Below are 16,087 nucleotides of genomic sequence, written 5' to 3'. Positions count from 1 at the left end.
TATGATTATAGAAAAAGGAGAAGAGTAAGGGAAAAGGTGATTTAAATGAAAATGGTATTTCGCTGGTTTGGCGAAAATGATGATAGTGTAAGCTTAGAAGAAATAAAACAGATACCAGGGATGACTGGAGTGGTTAGCGCCCTCCAGGATATTCCGGTAGGTGAGGTCTGGCCTCGAGATAAAATAAAAGAATTAAAAAATAAGATCAACCAGGCTGGACTGGAACTCGAAGTTATAGAAAGTGTTAATATCCATGAAGATATAAAATTGGGTCTTGAGAGTAGAGATAAATATATAGAAAACTACAAAAAAACTCTTAAAAATCTGGCAGCTGAGGGAATAAAAGTTGTCTGCTATAATTTTATGCCGGTTTTTGACTGGCTGAGGTCAGATCTGGCCCGCGAATTAGAAGATGGCTCAACTACCATGTCCTATGATGAAGACTGGATTAACAGCACAGATCCTGTTAAACTGGTAGAGGAATTTGATGAAAGCTCAGAAGGGTTTTCTCTGCCGGGGTGGGAGCCAGAGAGGCTGGCTGAATTAAAAGATATTATTAAGCAGTATGAAAACATTTCAGAAAAAGACTTACTCAATAATTTGAAATATTTTCTGGAAGCAGTTATGCCGACATGTGAAGAAAATGATATTAAAATGGCAATTCATCCCGATGATCCACCCTGGCCAATTTATGGTCTGCCCAGAGTTGTAACTGGCCAAGAAAATTTGAGAACAATTCTGCGGATGGTTGATAACCCTTATAATGGCCTAACACTCTGCAGCGGTTCTTTAGGATCCAACCCAGCCAATGATGTACCGGCACTAATCAGAGAGTTTGGCAGTAGAGTTCATTTTGCCCATGTTAGAAACCTAAAATTTGATGGAGAAGGTAAATTTCATGAGACTTCTCATCTGTCAAAAGATGGCTCCCTGGATTTATTTGAAATAATGAAGGCTTATTATGATTCCGGTTTTGATGGTTATCTCAGACCTGACCACGGCCGCATGATCTGGGGAGAAAAGGCAAGACCTGGTTATGGACTTTATGATCGAGCCCTGGGAGCTACATATATTAATGGTTTATGGGAAGCAATTACAAAAATGGACAGCTAAATTTTATACTTTAACTTTTTAATTCTGAATGGAGGCCAAAAATGTCCGAAATGAAAGTAGTTAATAAAAATTCTAAGGCCTATCAGGCCTGGCTCAGCTATGAAAAACTGAGTGATAGTTATTTAAAAGAATATAAAGACTTACTGAGTAACATTTCTGTTTATGGAAAGACTAATTTAAATGCTTCAATCAAGGAAGAAATAAATAGGGCTTTAGCGAAATTTTCAAGTGCAGATTTTGAGTTGAATTTTAATCAGCAGTTTCAGAATAATATTTTAATTGCTGCAGAAAAAGAACTTAAAGAAATTGCAGCTGATAATGAAAAACTAGATTTATTATTAAAAAGTATTGATTTTGCTGAGTTAAATGATGAGGGCTATTTAATTAAATATTTTAAAGAGGAAGATCTACTCCTGCTCACTGCAAAAAGTGATCAGGGCCTTTTATACGGTGCTTTTGCACTCTTAAGAGAAATTCAGCAGGAAAATAACTTAGAGCAGCTTGATCTTCTATCTAACCCTAAAAATACTCTCAGAATGCTTAATCACTGGGATAATTTAGATGGCAGCATTGAGCGCGGTTATGCAGGCAAATCAATTTTTTATCAGGATAATCATCTGGTAAACGATTTAAATAGGATTAAAGACTATGCTCGAATGCTGGCTTCGATTGGAATAAACGCCCTTTCAATTAATAATGTTAATGTATCTTATGAGGAAACCAGACTTATTGATGATAAAATAGAGATGGTAATTACTATTGCTGATATTTTAAGAGATTATGGAATTACTACCTATTTAAGTGCCAACTATGCTTCTCCAATGCAGCTGAGCAGCATTGATACTGCTGACCCACTGGATGAGAAGGTTAGGCTCTGGTGGAAGGAAAAGGCTGCTGAAATATATAAACAGATTCCTGACTTTGGTGGTTTTGTAGTTAAGGCAGATTCTGAAGGTAGACCGGGTCCCTTTACTTACGGCCGCAGCCATGCTGATGGAGCTAATATGCTGGCAGAAGCACTTGAGCCTTACGGAGGCTTACTAATCTGGCGCTGCTTTGTTTACAACTGTCAGCAGGACTGGCGGGACAAAGAAACCGATCGGGCTCGGGCAGCCTATGATAATTTTAAAGATTTAGATGGTGAATTTAAAGAAAATGTACTTTTACAGATTAAAAATGGACCAATGGACTTTCAGGTAAGAGAACCTGTTACCCCTTTATTTGGAGCAATGCCGAAGACCAATCAGGTGCTTGAACTGCAGGTGACTCAGGAATATACAGGTCAGCAGAAAGACCTGTGTTATTTAATTCCGCAGTGGAAAAAGATTACTGATTTTGATACTTATGCTGAAGGAGAAGATACACCGGTTAAGAGAATAGTTGACGGTTCATTATATGATCAAACTAATACTGGCTTTGCAGCTGTAGTTAATGTGGGTAATGACCAGAACTGGACCGGACATCATTTAGCACAGGCTAATCTTTATGGTTACGGTCGTCTGGCCTGGAACCCAGATTTATCTGCGGTTGAAATCACAGAAGAGTGGATTAAAATTACCTTTGGTCTGGATCAGGAAGTGATGGAGAGCCTGCTCAGAATGTTATTATACTCCTGGACAATTTACGAAGATTATACATCTCCCCTGGGTATTGGCTGGATGGTAAATCCCGGCCACCACTATGGAGTAAATGTTAATGGTTATGAATATTCTCGCTGGGGAACCTATCATCGAGCTGACCATGAGGGGATCGGTGTTGACCGCAGTCTGGCAACTGGAACCGGTTATGCAGGGCAGTACTTTAAAGAAAATGCAGAAAAATATGAGACAATAGAAAGCTGTCCGGATGAATTACTGCTGTTCTTCCACCATGTGCCCTATACCCATGAGCTGGATTCCGGGAAAACTGTAATTCAGCATATCTATGACAGCCACTTTAGAGGTGTAGCAGCAGTTAAAGAACTGCAGGGCCACTGGGAAAAACTTGAAGGAAAAGTGGATCAGACTATTTATAAAAATGTAAAAAACAGATTAGAAATGCAGCTTGATAATGCAGTTGAATGGCGCGATCAGGTAAATACTTATTTCCACAGGATCTCCGGGATTGATGATCAATTTGATCGGGCAATATATTAAGGCTAATTAATTTAATGTAATTAATAAAAATCTGAGAATAAAAAGTATAATTATCAACAAATTACTAAATTATAATTTTTGATATTACTTATTATATTATAAGAAAGGAATTTTACCATGACTGAAGAAATGAAATATAAAGATCCTTCCCTGCCTTTAGAAGCAAGGGTGGAGGACTTAGTCTCAAGGATGACTTTAGAAGAAAAAATGTCGCAGATGATTTACGATGCAGCGGCAGTTGAAAGACTGGATATTAAAAAATATAACTGGTGGAATGAATGCCTGCACGGAGTAGCCAGAGCAGGAACAGCAACTGTTTTTCCCCAGGCAATAGGAATGGCAGCTTCTTTTAATGAAGAACTGCTGCATGATGTAGCAGATACTATTGCTGATGAAGCCAGAGCAAAATACAATCAGGCTCAGAAAAAGAGCGACTACGGAATTTATAAGGGTTTAACTTTCTGGACTCCCAACATCAATATTTTTAGAGATCCACGCTGGGGCAGAGGGCAGGAAACTTATGGAGAAGATCCTTATTTAACCGGTCGTCTGGGTGTTGCTTTTATTAAAGGTCTGCAGGGAGATCATCCTAAATACTTAAAAGCTGCTGCCTGTGCCAAACACTTTGCAGTTCACAGTGGACCGGAAAGTGAGCGTCATCATTTTGATGCGGTAGTTAATAAAAAAGATCTGCGCGAAACATATCTCCCCGCCTTTAGGGATGCAGTTAAAGAAGGAAAAGTTGAGGCAGTAATGGGCGCTTACAACAGAGTTAATGGTGAGCCAGCCTGTGCCAGTGAAGAATTAATGGAAAATATCCTGCGCGGAGAATGGAACTTTGACGGTCACTATGTATCAGACTGTGGTGCAATAGAGGATATTTATTTAAGGCATGAAGTCCAGGACAGTCCCGAAGCAGCTGCAGCAATGGCAGTCAATAAGGGCTGTGACTTAAATTGTGGCCGGGTTTATGAGAGTATGAAAATTGCTGTAGAAAAGGGACTGCTGACTGAAGAAACTATTGATAAGTCAGTTAAAAGACTGATGAAAACTAGATTTAAATTAGGAATGTTTGATCCAAAAGGAGAGGTTCCTTTTAATAAAATTCCTTTTGAAGTTAATGATAGTCCAGAAAATAGAGAGCTGGCCCGGGAGACAGCAAGACAGTCAATTGTAATGCTTAAAAACCAGAATGATATTCTGCCGCTAAATAAAGAAGAACTCGATTCTGTAGCAGTTATTGGTCCCAATGCTGACAGCCAGCCGGTACTGATTGGAAACTACAGTGGTAAAGCTTCTAAATATGTCACCTTAGTTGATGGAATTCACAATGCTGTCGATGATCAGACCCGTGTTTTTTATGCAGAAGGCTGTGATTTAAGAACGACTGAGCCTTCTTACTGGGGAAATCAGCCTGATGCAGGTTTTGCAGAAGCAGTTTCTATTGCGGAAAAATCTGACGTAGTAATTATGTGTTTGGGTATTTCTCCTGAATTGGAAGGAGAAGAAGGTGCAGTTGCCAACTCAGATGGTGGTGGTGATAAAATCGATATTGCCCTACCTGGTATGCAGGAAGAACTGCTGGCGGCGGTTGCTGAAACAGGTAAACCAATTATTGCAGTGATTACTAATGGTAGTCCGGTTGAATTGAATTCTGTTGACCAAAAAGCAGAAGCAGTTTTAGAAGCCTGGTATCCAGGTGAAGAAGGTGGCAATGCTGTTGCCGATATTTTATTTGGCGATTACAATCCATCTGCTAAATTACCGGTTACTTTTGTTAGATCAATGGATCAGCTGCCAGACTTTAGAGATTATTCGATGCAGAATAGAACTTATAGATTTATGGAATCCGATCCGTTATACCCATTTGGTTTTGGTTTGAGCTATACTGATTTTGAATACAGTGAACTTAAATTATCTGCAGACTCTTTTGCTGCAGATGAGGAAGCAGAAATTACGCTTACTGCCAAAATTAAAAATACTGGTAAGGTTAAGGGAACTGAAGTAGTTCAGTTATATTTAAAAGACTTAGAAAGCAGTGTTTCGGTTCCTAAATATGAGCTTAGAGGTGTTGAAAGAGTCGAATTAACACCTAATGAAGCCAAAACAGTTGAATTCAAACTTAAACCACGTGATTTTGCTTTAATCAATGAAGATGGAAAAGCGGTATTAGAAACGGGAGAGTTTGAAGTTTATCTTGGCGGCAGCCAGCCTGACAGCTACAGTCAGCAGCTTACAGGTAAAGAAACTCTTAAGTCTCAAATTACTGTTAAGGGAAAAAATGTTGAGTTTGAATATTAATATTTGTTAATTAATTTCCTGCCAGTTTTAGTTTCTGGCAGGATTTTTGACTTTTAACACTAATATAGTTATAAGGAGTTATTTTAAAAAATAAGGAGTTTAATATTTTAAGACGGAGGTATCTTTATGAGTGAAATTAATATTTCAAAAAAAGAATTTGGAAAATTAGAAGATGGAAGAACAGCAGATTTATATACTTTAGAAAATGAAAACGGGATGAAAGTTGAAATAACAAATTTTGGTGGGATAATTGTCAGGTTATTTGTGCCAAACCGTGATGGTCAGCTTGATGATATTGTTCTTGGTTATGATAAGCTTGAACAGTATTTTAATGACCCCAATTATTTTGGAGCTCTCATTGGACGTTATGGAAACCGAATTGCTGAGGGAAAATTTGAACTTGATGGAAATACATATCAGCTGGAGATCAATGAAAAACCTGCCGGACATCCCTGCTGTCTGCACGGAGGGAAAAAAGGATTTAACGCTCAACTCTGGACAGCCGAGACAGCAATTATCAATGGCGAAAAGTCTTTAAAATTAGCCCACTTAAGTGAAGATGGGGAAGGCGGCTTTCCTGGAAATTTAAAGGCAGTTGTTTATTACACTCTAACTGAAGATAATAAATTAAGAGTTGACTACCGGGCAGAAACTGATCAAAAAACCGTTGTTAATTTAACTCAGCACAGCTATTTTAATTTAAAGGGTCATGGAGAAGGGACTGTAGAAGACCACCTCTTATATATCAATGCGGATCATTTTAATCCGGTAAATGAGGGGATGATTCCAACGGGTGAAATTAAAGAAGTCCACGATACTCCCTTTGATTTTACTGCTATTGGAGAACTGGGTAAAGAAATTGATGCTGATTTTGAGCAGTTAGAGTTTACAGGTGGTTATGACCATAACTGGGTCTTAAATAATGAAAAAGAAGATGAGCTGGAGCTGGCAGCCAGAGTGATCGAAACTCACTCCGGCAGACAAATGGAGGTCTGGACAACAGAACCTGGAGTTCAGTTCTACAGTGGTAATGGAATTGATACCAATGGACCCGGAAAAGAAAATAAGGAATATCCTAAAAGAGGAGCTCTCTGTTTAGAAACTCAGCACTATCCTGATTCGCCAAATCATGATAATTTCCCTTCAACTGTATTAAAACCGGGAGAAAAATATCATACAGTTACAGAGTTTCATTTTGATATAATTTAAAATATATAATTTATAAAGTCCCCTTAATAGAGTTTGCTTTAACTGCAGCTCTCACTTAAGGGGATTTATCTTTTTAAGTGAAAATTTGCATCCTGACTCTTTCTTTTCAATTTATTGATAATTACTTTTATTTCAAAAAATTTGCTTTTAACATCATAATTTAATAAAATATAAACATACTTGAAAATTTTGTCGAAATAGATAATTTTATCACAAATAAGGAGTTATAATACTTAAAGATAACAGGGAGTGGTTAACTTGGAAAATAAGAAGGGGTTTTTATCTTTTATGAAAAAGATTAACCTCAGTCAGAGTCTCAGCACAAAAATTATTGCAATAATTTCTCTTGTAATAATTTTAGGTATGGGAGGACTGGGGTATTTAATTAATAATACTGTAACAGATGAAATAACAGGACTGGCCAGAGAAAGAAATAATGGGATTGCTGCTGAAATGCAGTCAGAGATTGATTCATTTCTGGTTGAAAGTAAAGATTTAGTAACTCTGCTTGCTGATCAGCCAGTAGTAATAGAAAAAGATGAAGAAGGAATTAGAAATTTACTGAATTCAGTTTCAGATAATTATGATCAGTTTTTAAATCTATATTTAGGTAGTGCTGAGGGAGAAATGATTATTGTTCCCGATCAGAATTTGCCTTCAGATTTTGATCCCCGAGAAAGACCGTGGTTTCAAAATGCTGAAAACACCGATCAGGCGGTCTGGACAGAGACATATGTGGATGCAGGAAGTGGAAGCTTAGTTATTTCTGTAGCCAGAAGGGTACTGGATCAAAATGGTAATCTGGTAGGAGTTCTGGCAGGAGATATTTCTCTGGCAGGGATCAGTGAACTTGTCAGTACAACAAAAGTTGGAGAAACAGGTTATACTTTTCTGATTGACTCGAGTTCTAAGGTCTTAGCCCATCCGGATTCTCAAATGGTTGAGGATAGATTTGATGCCAGTCAGCTTTTTGATACTTCCCGGGCTATTGCTGGAGAATCGGGTTTTATCGAATATGAATTTGAAGGAGAAGAGAGACTCGCCTCCTACATGCCGATAGAAGAAATTGATGGTGCCATTTTTGCTCAGATTCCAGTGGCAGAGGCCTATAGTGCCAACAGAGAGGTTTTAAGACAGATAATTACTCTTTCTATAATTGTATTATTGGCCCTGATTATTGTGATTATCTTTTATGTAACTAAAAATGTTGTGCGTCCTATTGTTCACTATGGTGATCAGATGCAGAAAGTCTCAAAAGGTAATCTGGATGTGGAGCTTGAAATTAACCGTAAAGATGAGCTGGGCCATCTTGGTAATATTTTTAATCAGATGGTTAAAGATCTCAAAAATCTGGTCCAGAATATAAAGGAAACTTCAGATCAGGTAACGGAAACATCAAATCATCTTGAGGAAAGTTCTAGAGAAGTGGGAAGTACTTCCGAACAGGTTGCAGTTTCAATTCAGGAGGTAGCAACCGGAGCTGATGAACAGGCTAAAAGTGTAGAAGATGTCTCATTTAATATTCAGCAGCTTTCCGAAGGAATTGATGAGCTAGAAGCAACCAATGATGAAGTGGAAGAGTTAACAGAAAACATGAATCAGGTAACTGAAGCCGGATCTGAAAAAATGGAGCAGTTAAGTTCTCAGATGAGAGAAATAGTCAGTGCCATGCGCGAAGTTGCAGCTGATATTTCTGATTTAGAATCTATCTCTCAGGAAATTGGAAGTATAATTGATATAATTAATAATATTTCTGATCAGACCAATCTGCTGGCTTTAAATGCTGCCATTGAAGCCGCGAGAGCAGGAGAAGCAGGCCGCGGATTTTCGGTAGTTGCAGATGAAATTAGAGAACTGGCAGAAGAATCATCAAGTTCTGCTGATAAGATCAAAAAATTAATTGATGAAGTTACCAGAACAACTGATTCGGTTGGTAAAGAAATGAAAACAAGTGAAAAAGAAATACTTAATGGAGAAGAACTTGTGGATTCTGCTAATGCAACCTTTAAAGATATCAGAGAAACCCTCGCTAAGATTAATCAGGGAATGCAGAAATCTGCTGATATTGTAGAGGATACCAATAAGTTCAGCAAAGAGATTTCAGAGAACGCTCAGAATATTGCTGGAATTTCCGAAGAAACCTCTGCTTCTGCAGAAGAGGTGGCAGCAGCCAGTGAAGAACAGACTGCTTCAGTTGAGGAAGTTGCTTCAATTGCTGATGAACTTGCAGCCAGAGCTGCTCATTTAGAAACTTTAATAGAAAAGTTTGATGTTTAAGGATCAGCAAATAATACTATCTGCTGAAAATAATTATTTAGTTTTAAAAACTATCTAAATATCTGCAGAACTAAAAAATCCCCGTCAGTTTAAAAATTGGCGGGGATTAATTTATCTAATTATCTTTTCAACTGTTTCAGAAGCACTGTCAATTGCTTCCTGATAGACGCCAGCTAATAATTCGTTATCCAGGTGATATTTTATTTCAATTTTTTCTAATTCGCTCCATCTGGCCTGTTCATAAAGAATAATTAATTTCAGAATTTCTCCCATTTTTCCATCCAGATTCAGCACTGCCTTTTTAACCTCATCTGTTAAAGATAATTCCTTAACTATATTTTCCAGTGGCCGGTCTAGATAAGCATCAAGCATGGAAAGCATTCCGACAGTATAATATTCAGAAGATTTATCAGCCTGATTAATATTTTTAGCAAGCAGCTCTGCCATCTTAGCTCTGATTAAAGTATTGGTAAATAATGCACCCGGTTTATCTTCACTTAAGCCTTTAATAAAATATAGTAGAGCCCATTTTTTTAATTTATTAATCCCCAGTAAAGCAGCAGCCTGCTGAATTGAAGAGACCTGATAGCCATAGATTGCTGCATTAATCGTTCTTAAAAGACTGTAGGACATAGAAAGGTCATTTTTAATAATCTTTGAAAGCTTTTTAAAGTCAGGTTCGAGAGAATTCAGCTCATTAATTACTTCCAGATAATTAAATTTATAGGAAGGTATTTTGCGGGTTGAGATAGTGTCCGGTCTGGTAAAAAAGTAGCCCTGAAAATAATCATAACCCATCTCATAGGCAGTTTTAAATTCCTCATAATTTTCAATTTTTTCTGCCAGAAATTTTGCCTCAGGATTGTGTTTCTTTTTAATTAACTCCATAATATATTTTCTTTCTCTACCTGTGGTCTGCAGAAAATCAATTTTTATTATATCTGCAATTTCAATCAGCGGTATCAATTCTTTTTGATAGACAAAATCATCTAAGAGTAGAATATGACCTGCGGCTTTTATGTTTTTTGAACATTTAATAATTTCGTGGTCAACACTTACATCTTCTAAAATTTCAATTCCAATTTTTTGCTGGGGCAGCAGTTCAGCAATTTCTGATTTAATCAGCTCTGCTGTGAAATTAATAAAAGCCTGTTTGCCCCGGGTTAAGTTATCAAGTCCAATTAAATCGAGGCTGCTGGTTAAGACTTCAGCTGTGGCCTGGCTGCCGTCAAATTCATCTTTGCTTAGAGACCTAAAAAGCAGCTCATAGGCCACTGTTTCTTTTTTTCTATTTAAAATTGGCTGTCTGGCGACTATTGAATTCTGCATCATTGATCAGCCTGCTTTCTTAAAAATATAATTTACTATCTATTATCTATTACACAAAAAAGGCTCAAAACCCTTTTTTTAACTTCAATAAATTTTAAAAATAAAGATTTTCGACAATATCTTTGCTAAAATTACAAAAATTGAAAATAAATTAACTTTTTCGCCCAAATAAAGAAGGAAAATCTCTACAGGTATTGAATATATTAAATAGAAAACAGATTATAAATTAAGAAGGGGGATTTTTTAATGAAAAAAACTATGGTGGTTTTACTTGTAATGGTAATGTTTTTATTCTCTTTCAATGTTTTTGCACAGGCACAGAGCAGCTGGTCAGTTAAGCTTGGAATTGATTTTGCTTCGGAAATGGATGTTGACGAAGAATCATATGATACTGAAATGGGATATAGTGTAACTGGTGAATATATTATGCCTTATCGCAATGGATTTGACCTTGGAGCTGGAATAACACTACAGCTGGATAGAGATTTTGAAAATTATGATGGTAACTTTGGCTTCACTCCAATTTATGGACTGGCCGAGTATACTATGGACAATGGCCCTCTTTATTTTATCGGTCATCTGGGATTTGCTTCTTTTAGACTTGAATATCCTGAGGTTGAGGACAGTAGTGGTGGTTTGTATTATGCTTTAGGTGCTGGTATGTATGTAACAGATCAGTATACAGCAGATATCCTATACACTAATAATAGTGGAGAAATTGAATATGCCGATGGTGAAACTAGTGATGCAGATTATTCTAAATTTACAGTTTCTGTAGGTATGAGATTCTAAATAAATTAAAACAAATAAAGTAAAGGCCTTCTTCTTAAGCGAAGAGGGCCTTTTTTCTGATTAAAATATTGTTTTTGTGATCATAAAGCCAACATAGATCCCTACAATTCCCATTACTCCGGATAGAGTTGGTGGAGCAGGAATAGGTAATTTTAGAAAAGAAAAAAGACCTCCTACAATTAAACCCGAAATCGCTGCTAAAAATGCTTGATTCATAATTGATTCTCCTTTATATAAAATTTCATAGTTTCGTTAGACGTCAGACAACTAACACCATCATCTATTTTAATATATTTAGCTTGATTTGTCAAAGGATAATGTAAATTTTCTAGATAATTTTGACTTTATTAATTGAAAATGTTAATATTTATTTAATATTAGTATTTGTGCAAACGTTTGAACACTAAAAATTTCCAATTATTCGGAAGCTGTTTTTATAATTCAATAACTAATACAAGTGGAAATTTCTCTGCACAATACTACTTATCTAAATGGATTATTAGTCCAGCTTTGTTTTAATTTATCTAATCTATTCTTTTAATACAATTTAAACTATAACTTTATAATTAATATAACTTAAGTTACTTTTCTCAAAAAGGGGGAGTAGCTTTTTTTATTTTAATATTTCAAAATTAGGGGATTTAGGTCTCTGGTTCTGGCAGGATGTAGCGGAGTGGTCGGAAGCTAAAGGGGCCTGGCCGGAGGGTGCAGAAAACATCGAAGAAGCGCCTCAGAATGACTATGGGCCTTATCTAGATGTTGAACTTACTGAGAATCCTGAAGAAGTTGGTTTTTTAATCAACAATACTCAGGGTGAAAACTTAAGTGGGGAGATGTTGCTCAGATTTCAGAAGATCAGGGCGAGTGGCCCACTGCTGCCGCACCTTTTCCCGAAGATCAGATTTCTGATTATGGAGCTTATTTAGATATTAAGATTAAAGAAGATGCAGAACAGATTAACTTTTTAGCAGTAAATACCGAAACAGGAGAGCAGACAGCAGATATGAATATTTCAAACTTAGAAGCTAGACAGCTATTTATTCATCAGGATTTAGAAAAAGTTTATAAAAATCCTTATTACAGTTCCGAATCAAGCTTAATAACTGCGAGGTTATTAGATTCAAAAATTGATCTGCGATTTTCTACCACAGATGGACTGACAGCAGAAGAACTGGAGGAACTGATAACTGTAAAGAACAAATGGAAGCTCCAGCCTAAAATTGATCGGATAAAAATTATTGATCAAAATAAGGTAGAAGTTTATGGAGCCTTTCATTTAGAAGATGCACCCTATGAGATAACAATTGGGGAAAATAATTATGATGTAATTAGAAGCTGGCGCCTTATCGACGAAAAATACAGTTATGAGGGTGATTTAGGACCTGAATTAAAAGAAGATGGAACTGCAGTCTTAAAGCTCTGGTCACCAGAAGCTGAGAGTGTAAAGCTTAGATTATATGATAAAAATGACCAGTATCAGGTAGTAAAAGATAATTTAGAAATGTCTAAAACTGAAAATGGAGTCTGGGAACTAACTTTGACGAAAGAGAATACAGGGCTTGAAAATCTGGAAGGATACTATTATCACTATTTAATTGAGCATGATGGAGAAACTAATATTGCTTTAGATCCCTATGCACCTTCTATGGCAGCCTGGAAATATCACCCTGAAGATAAAGGCCCGGAATATAAGGCCGGAAAAGCTGCAATTGTCGATCCAGCAGATATTGGTCCGGAACTGGAGTTTCCTGAGATCGATAATTTTGCCAAAAGAGAAGATGCAGTAATTTACGAAGTTCATGTCAGAGATTTAACCTCTGATCCTGAGATTGCCGATGAGCTTGAGGCACAGTTTGGAACTTTTGCAGCTTTTAAAGAAAAGTTGGACTATATTGAAGACCTGGGTGTAACTCACATTCAACTGCTGCCTGTAATGAGCTATTATTTTGGCGATGAAACTGCAAATGATGAGCGGCTTTTAGAATATTCTTCGGCCAATAATAACTACAACTGGGGTTATGATCCCCACAGTTACTTTTCTCTGAGTGGAATGTACTCAGAAAAGCCGGAAGACCCGGCCCGGAGAATTAAAGAATTTAAAGAACTAATTGCAGAAATTCACAAAAGAGATATGGGAGTAATTCTGGATGTAGTATTTAACCACACAGCGAGAGTACATTTATTTGAAGATCTGCAGCCTGACTACTATCATTTTATGAAGCTCGATGGTTCAGCCAAAACCAGTTTTGGCGGCGGCAGACTGGCAACTACTCATCAGATGACTAGAAAGCTGATGCTGGATTCAATTTCTTACTGGGTGGATGAATTTAAAGTGGATGGTTTCCGCTTTGATATGATGGGAGATCACGATGCAGAAAGTATTGAGCTGTCCTATCAGAAGGCAAAAGAAATAAATCCAAATATCTTAATGATTGGTGAAGGCTGGAGAACCTATGAGGGAGATGACCTTTATCCAAATGTGCAGCCTGCTGATCAGGACTGGATGCAGCATACAGATTCAGTAGCCAGTTTTTCTGATGATTACAGAAATATGATCAAGTCAGGCTTTGGAGCAGAGGCAGAACCCCGTTTTGTGACTGGTGGTGAGGTTAGTACAGATCGAATTATCAGTAATATTAAGGCCCAGCCCCTCAACTTTAAAGCTGATGATCCGGGAGATGTGGTTACCTATATTGAATCTCATGATAATATGACTGTTCATGATGTAATTGCCATTGCCACTGAAAGTGATCCTGACAGTGAAGAAGCAGAAATTCAGCAGCGTTTGCGGCTGGCAAATCTGATGGTTTTAACTTCTCAGGGCAGAATTTTTCTGCATGCCGGTCAGGAATATGGCAGAACAAAGCAGTTTAGAACTGAGACAGAAGAAGCACCACCTTCTTCCTTTGTTGGCGTTAACCAAAAGGGGAAAGAATTTAAATATCCATATTTTATTGATGACAGTTATGACTCCACAGATGCAGTTAATATGATTGAGTGGGATAAAATAAATGAGAGCAAGCTGCACCAGCAGACTATTGATTATACCAGAGGTTTAATTAAACTCCGTCAGTCAGACGAAGTTTTTAGGCTGGGAGAAATGGAATCAATCGAAGCAAAGGTTCAGGCCCTTTCTGCAGAAGAAATTGAAGATCAGGATCTGGCAGCTGCCTACCAGCTGAAAGGAGAAAAAGATAACTACTATGTAATTGTTAATGCAGATCAGGTAAAACGAGAATTTTCAATACCCCTAAATTTAAGTGAGGCTGAAATTCTTGTGGACCAGAAGCAGGCCAGGTTAGAAAAGATAGAAAATCCAGTCGGTGTCAGGATAAATAACGACCAGATTGAGCTGAAAGCTCTGACTGGAACAGTTATTAGGTTAGAAAACAAATAAAAATAGATTTATTCTAAAAAGGGCAGTTAAAAACTAAAAACTGCCCTTTCTTTTTTGAAAAAAGAAAAACGTTTTCCATATTTATTGAAAGCTAAATTAAACTATGATAAAATTATTCTGACAACTGATAGAATTTGGAAGGAGTTTATCATGGCAAATAAAGAAGTAACTATTAAAGATGTAGCGAAACTGGCAGAATGTTCACCAACTACGGTCTCACGAGTAATTAATAATAGTGATCATCCTGTCAGCAAAGATACAGAAGACAAAGTAAAGGCAGCTATTGAGAAGTTAAATTTTTCACCAAATAGAATTGCCCAGGGTTTAAAAAGTGATAAGTCAAATATCATTGGAGTTATTGTCCATGATATCTGTGACTCCTATTTTGCCGAGATGGTAAAGGGGATAGAAGAATTTATCTCCGGGCATGAATATATTGTTAATATTTATAATACCAGCCGCAGTGTGGAAAAAGAAGTTCATGCTGTAAAGATGTTAAAAGCAAATCGAGCTGACGCCATAGTCTTAGCCGGGGGAGCTTTAATGGATAAAGAATATGAACAGCAGATGTATACCCTGATTGAGCAGCTAAAAGCTCAGGGAACTATTTTGTTAGGAATTACACCTCACCCCTTTGAAATTAATAATATAAATCTGGGCAACAAAAAAGCAGCCGAGACTATTACTGAATATTTACTGGAAAATGGGCATCGGGAGATTGCATTTGTTGATGGCCCGGAAAAACTTTATACAAGTTTCTTAAGAAGAGAAGGTTTAAAAGATAAGCTAAAAGAAAATGGGCTTGAGCTGCCAGATGAACTTATTTTTGCCGGAGATTTTAGTTTTGAGGGTGGTCGGAAAGCTGCGCTTGAATTAATAGATAAAATAGATCAGTTTACTGCTGTATTTGCTGCCAATGATGCTACGGCTTTAGGTTTAATCTGGGAATTAAATAATCAGGGGATTAAGGTTCCAGATGATATTTCAGTGGTTGGAATTGATGATCTACCGGAAGCAAAATACTCTTATCCACCACTTACAACGGTTTCCCTACCCATCCATCAGCTGGGCACAAATATTGGAAAGTATTTACTGGAAAATCTAAAGGAGAAGAAAAATTCTGACTTTTCAAATATAGAATTAAAATTAATTGAAAGAAATTCAGTAAAAAATATAGGCTAGATAAAGCCTGTTATATCAGTCTTCACAGTTTTAATCTGTGGAGATTGAATTGGTTTTTTTAAAAAAATATTTAAAAATTGTTTGACAATTAACAGACGATTATTTATAATATAGATAGTGAATAAAAGTTATTGCTTTTTTTATTCTCGTTATGGAAATTGTTTTCCTAAAGTTCGATTATTACATTTTTGGAAAAGTTTAGATTAGTAATAACTCCTTATTAAATATTAATTTAAAAAAGCACCGTTAATATTTTTGGTTGTATAATTAATGTTGTGAAGAAAAAAATGTAAATCTAAAAATATCTAAATAAAAAAAGGCATCTGCCTGGCTCCGTTGAATTAATTATTTG

General features: G+C 36.7%; 10 protein-coding genes and 1 pseudogene. 9 read left to right on the top strand and 2 right to left on the bottom strand.

The window, feature by feature from the left end:
* Window positions 1-45: 45 nt before the first annotated feature.
* The 5 genes from uxuA (at window position 46) to C8C76_RS07070 (ending at window position 9,035) form a co-directional block, all read left to right on the top strand.
* Window positions 46-1,113 carry a mannonate dehydratase gene (gene uxuA, locus C8C76_RS07090; RefSeq protein ID WP_108140041.1) on the top strand — a complete coding sequence of 356 codons (1,068 nt, stop codon included), beginning with the start codon at window positions 46-48 and terminating at the stop codon, window positions 1,111-1,113.
* A gap of 50 nt (window positions 1,114-1,163) precedes the next feature.
* On the top strand, window positions 1,164-3,248 hold the full coding sequence (locus C8C76_RS07085) for an alpha-glucuronidase family glycosyl hydrolase (protein WP_108140110.1): 2,085 nt from the start codon (window positions 1,164-1,166) through the stop codon (window positions 3,246-3,248).
* A gap of 117 nt (window positions 3,249-3,365) precedes the next feature.
* Entirely contained in the window at window positions 3,366-5,549 is a 2,184-nt protein-coding gene (locus tag C8C76_RS07080) for a glycoside hydrolase family 3 C-terminal domain-containing protein (protein WP_108140039.1), read from the top strand.
* Between the two features lie 126 nt (window positions 5,550-5,675).
* On the top strand, window positions 5,676-6,758 hold the full coding sequence (locus C8C76_RS07075) for an aldose epimerase family protein (RefSeq protein WP_108140037.1): 1,083 nt from the start codon (window positions 5,676-5,678) through the stop codon (window positions 6,756-6,758).
* A gap of 288 nt (window positions 6,759-7,046) precedes the next feature.
* Window positions 7,047-9,035: a methyl-accepting chemotaxis protein gene (locus C8C76_RS07070; protein ID WP_258222440.1), complete on the top strand. Its 1,989-nt coding sequence runs from the start codon at window positions 7,047-7,049 to the stop codon at window positions 9,033-9,035.
* Between the two features lie 111 nt (window positions 9,036-9,146).
* Here the strand turns inward: C8C76_RS07070 and C8C76_RS07065 are convergent, their stop codons facing one another.
* Window positions 9,147-10,367: an EAL and HDOD domain-containing protein gene (locus C8C76_RS07065; protein WP_108140033.1), complete on the bottom strand. Its 1,221-nt coding sequence runs from the start codon at window positions 10,365-10,367 to the stop codon at window positions 9,147-9,149.
* 243 nt (window positions 10,368-10,610) lie between these two features.
* On the opposite strand from C8C76_RS07065, the gene C8C76_RS07060 reads away from it, so the two are divergent.
* Window positions 10,611-11,156, top strand: a complete 546-nt coding sequence (locus tag C8C76_RS07060) for an outer membrane beta-barrel protein (RefSeq protein ID WP_108140031.1) — start codon at window positions 10,611-10,613, stop codon at window positions 11,154-11,156.
* A gap of 60 nt (window positions 11,157-11,216) precedes the next feature.
* Here C8C76_RS07060 and C8C76_RS07055 read toward each other — a convergent pair whose 3' ends face one another.
* Window positions 11,217-11,372 carry a XapX domain-containing protein gene (locus tag C8C76_RS07055; RefSeq protein WP_108140028.1) on the bottom strand — a complete coding sequence of 52 codons (156 nt, stop codon included), beginning with the start codon at window positions 11,370-11,372 and terminating at the stop codon, window positions 11,217-11,219.
* A gap of 407 nt (window positions 11,373-11,779) precedes the next feature.
* On the opposite strand from C8C76_RS07055, the gene C8C76_RS15490 reads away from it, so the two are divergent.
* The 3 genes and pseudogenes from C8C76_RS15490 to C8C76_RS07040 all read left to right on the top strand — a co-directional run bounded on the left by C8C76_RS15490 (window position 11,780) and on the right by C8C76_RS07040 (window position 15,735).
* Complete coding sequence (locus tag C8C76_RS15490; protein WP_108140108.1) at window positions 11,780-12,082, top strand: pullulanase-associated domain-containing protein; 303 nt, start codon at window positions 11,780-11,782, stop codon at window positions 12,080-12,082.
* Window positions 11,992-14,553 (top strand): annotated as a pseudogene (locus tag C8C76_RS07045) (pullulanase); the annotation flags it as partial. The gene C8C76_RS15490 and the pseudogene C8C76_RS07045, both read left to right, overlap by 91 nt.
* A gap of 150 nt (window positions 14,554-14,703) precedes the next feature.
* Window positions 14,704-15,735: a LacI family DNA-binding transcriptional regulator gene (locus tag C8C76_RS07040; RefSeq protein WP_108140024.1), complete on the top strand. Its 1,032-nt coding sequence runs from the start codon at window positions 14,704-14,706 to the stop codon at window positions 15,733-15,735.
* Window positions 15,736-16,087 lie beyond the last annotated feature (352 nt).

The sequence above is a fragment of the Halanaerobium saccharolyticum genome (assembly GCF_003053565.1).
Taxonomy (GTDB): Bacteria; Bacillota; Halanaerobiia; order Halanaerobiales; family Halanaerobiaceae; genus Halanaerobium; species Halanaerobium saccharolyticum_B.
This window is presented reverse-complemented; position numbering and strand designations above follow the sequence as displayed.

Bases quoted from the DNA above. Each gene is read 5' to 3' on its own strand.
- uxuA (WP_108140041.1), top strand. From the start codon at position 46: ATGAAAATGGTATTTCGCTGGTTTGGCGAAAATGATGATAGTGTAAGC.
- C8C76_RS07085 (WP_108140110.1), top strand. From the start codon at position 1,164: ATGAAAGTAGTTAATAAAAATTCTAAGGCCTATCAGGCCTGGCTCAGC.
- C8C76_RS07080 (WP_108140039.1), top strand. From the start codon at position 3,366: ATGACTGAAGAAATGAAATATAAAGATCCTTCCCTGCCTTTAGAAGCA.
- C8C76_RS07075 (WP_108140037.1), top strand. From the start codon at position 5,676: ATGAGTGAAATTAATATTTCAAAAAAAGAATTTGGAAAATTAGAAGAT.
- C8C76_RS07070 (WP_258222440.1), top strand. From the start codon at position 7,047: ATGAAAAAGATTAACCTCAGTCAGAGTCTCAGCACAAAAATTATTGCA.
- C8C76_RS07065 (WP_108140033.1), bottom strand. From the start codon at position 10,367: ATGATGCAGAATTCAATAGTCGCCAGACAGCCAATTTTAAATAGAAAA.
- C8C76_RS07060 (WP_108140031.1), top strand. From the start codon at position 10,611: ATGAAAAAAACTATGGTGGTTTTACTTGTAATGGTAATGTTTTTATTC.
- C8C76_RS07055 (WP_108140028.1), bottom strand. From the start codon at position 11,372: ATGAATCAAGCATTTTTAGCAGCGATTTCGGGTTTAATTGTAGGAGGT.
- C8C76_RS07040 (WP_108140024.1), top strand. From the start codon at position 14,704: ATGGCAAATAAAGAAGTAACTATTAAAGATGTAGCGAAACTGGCAGAA.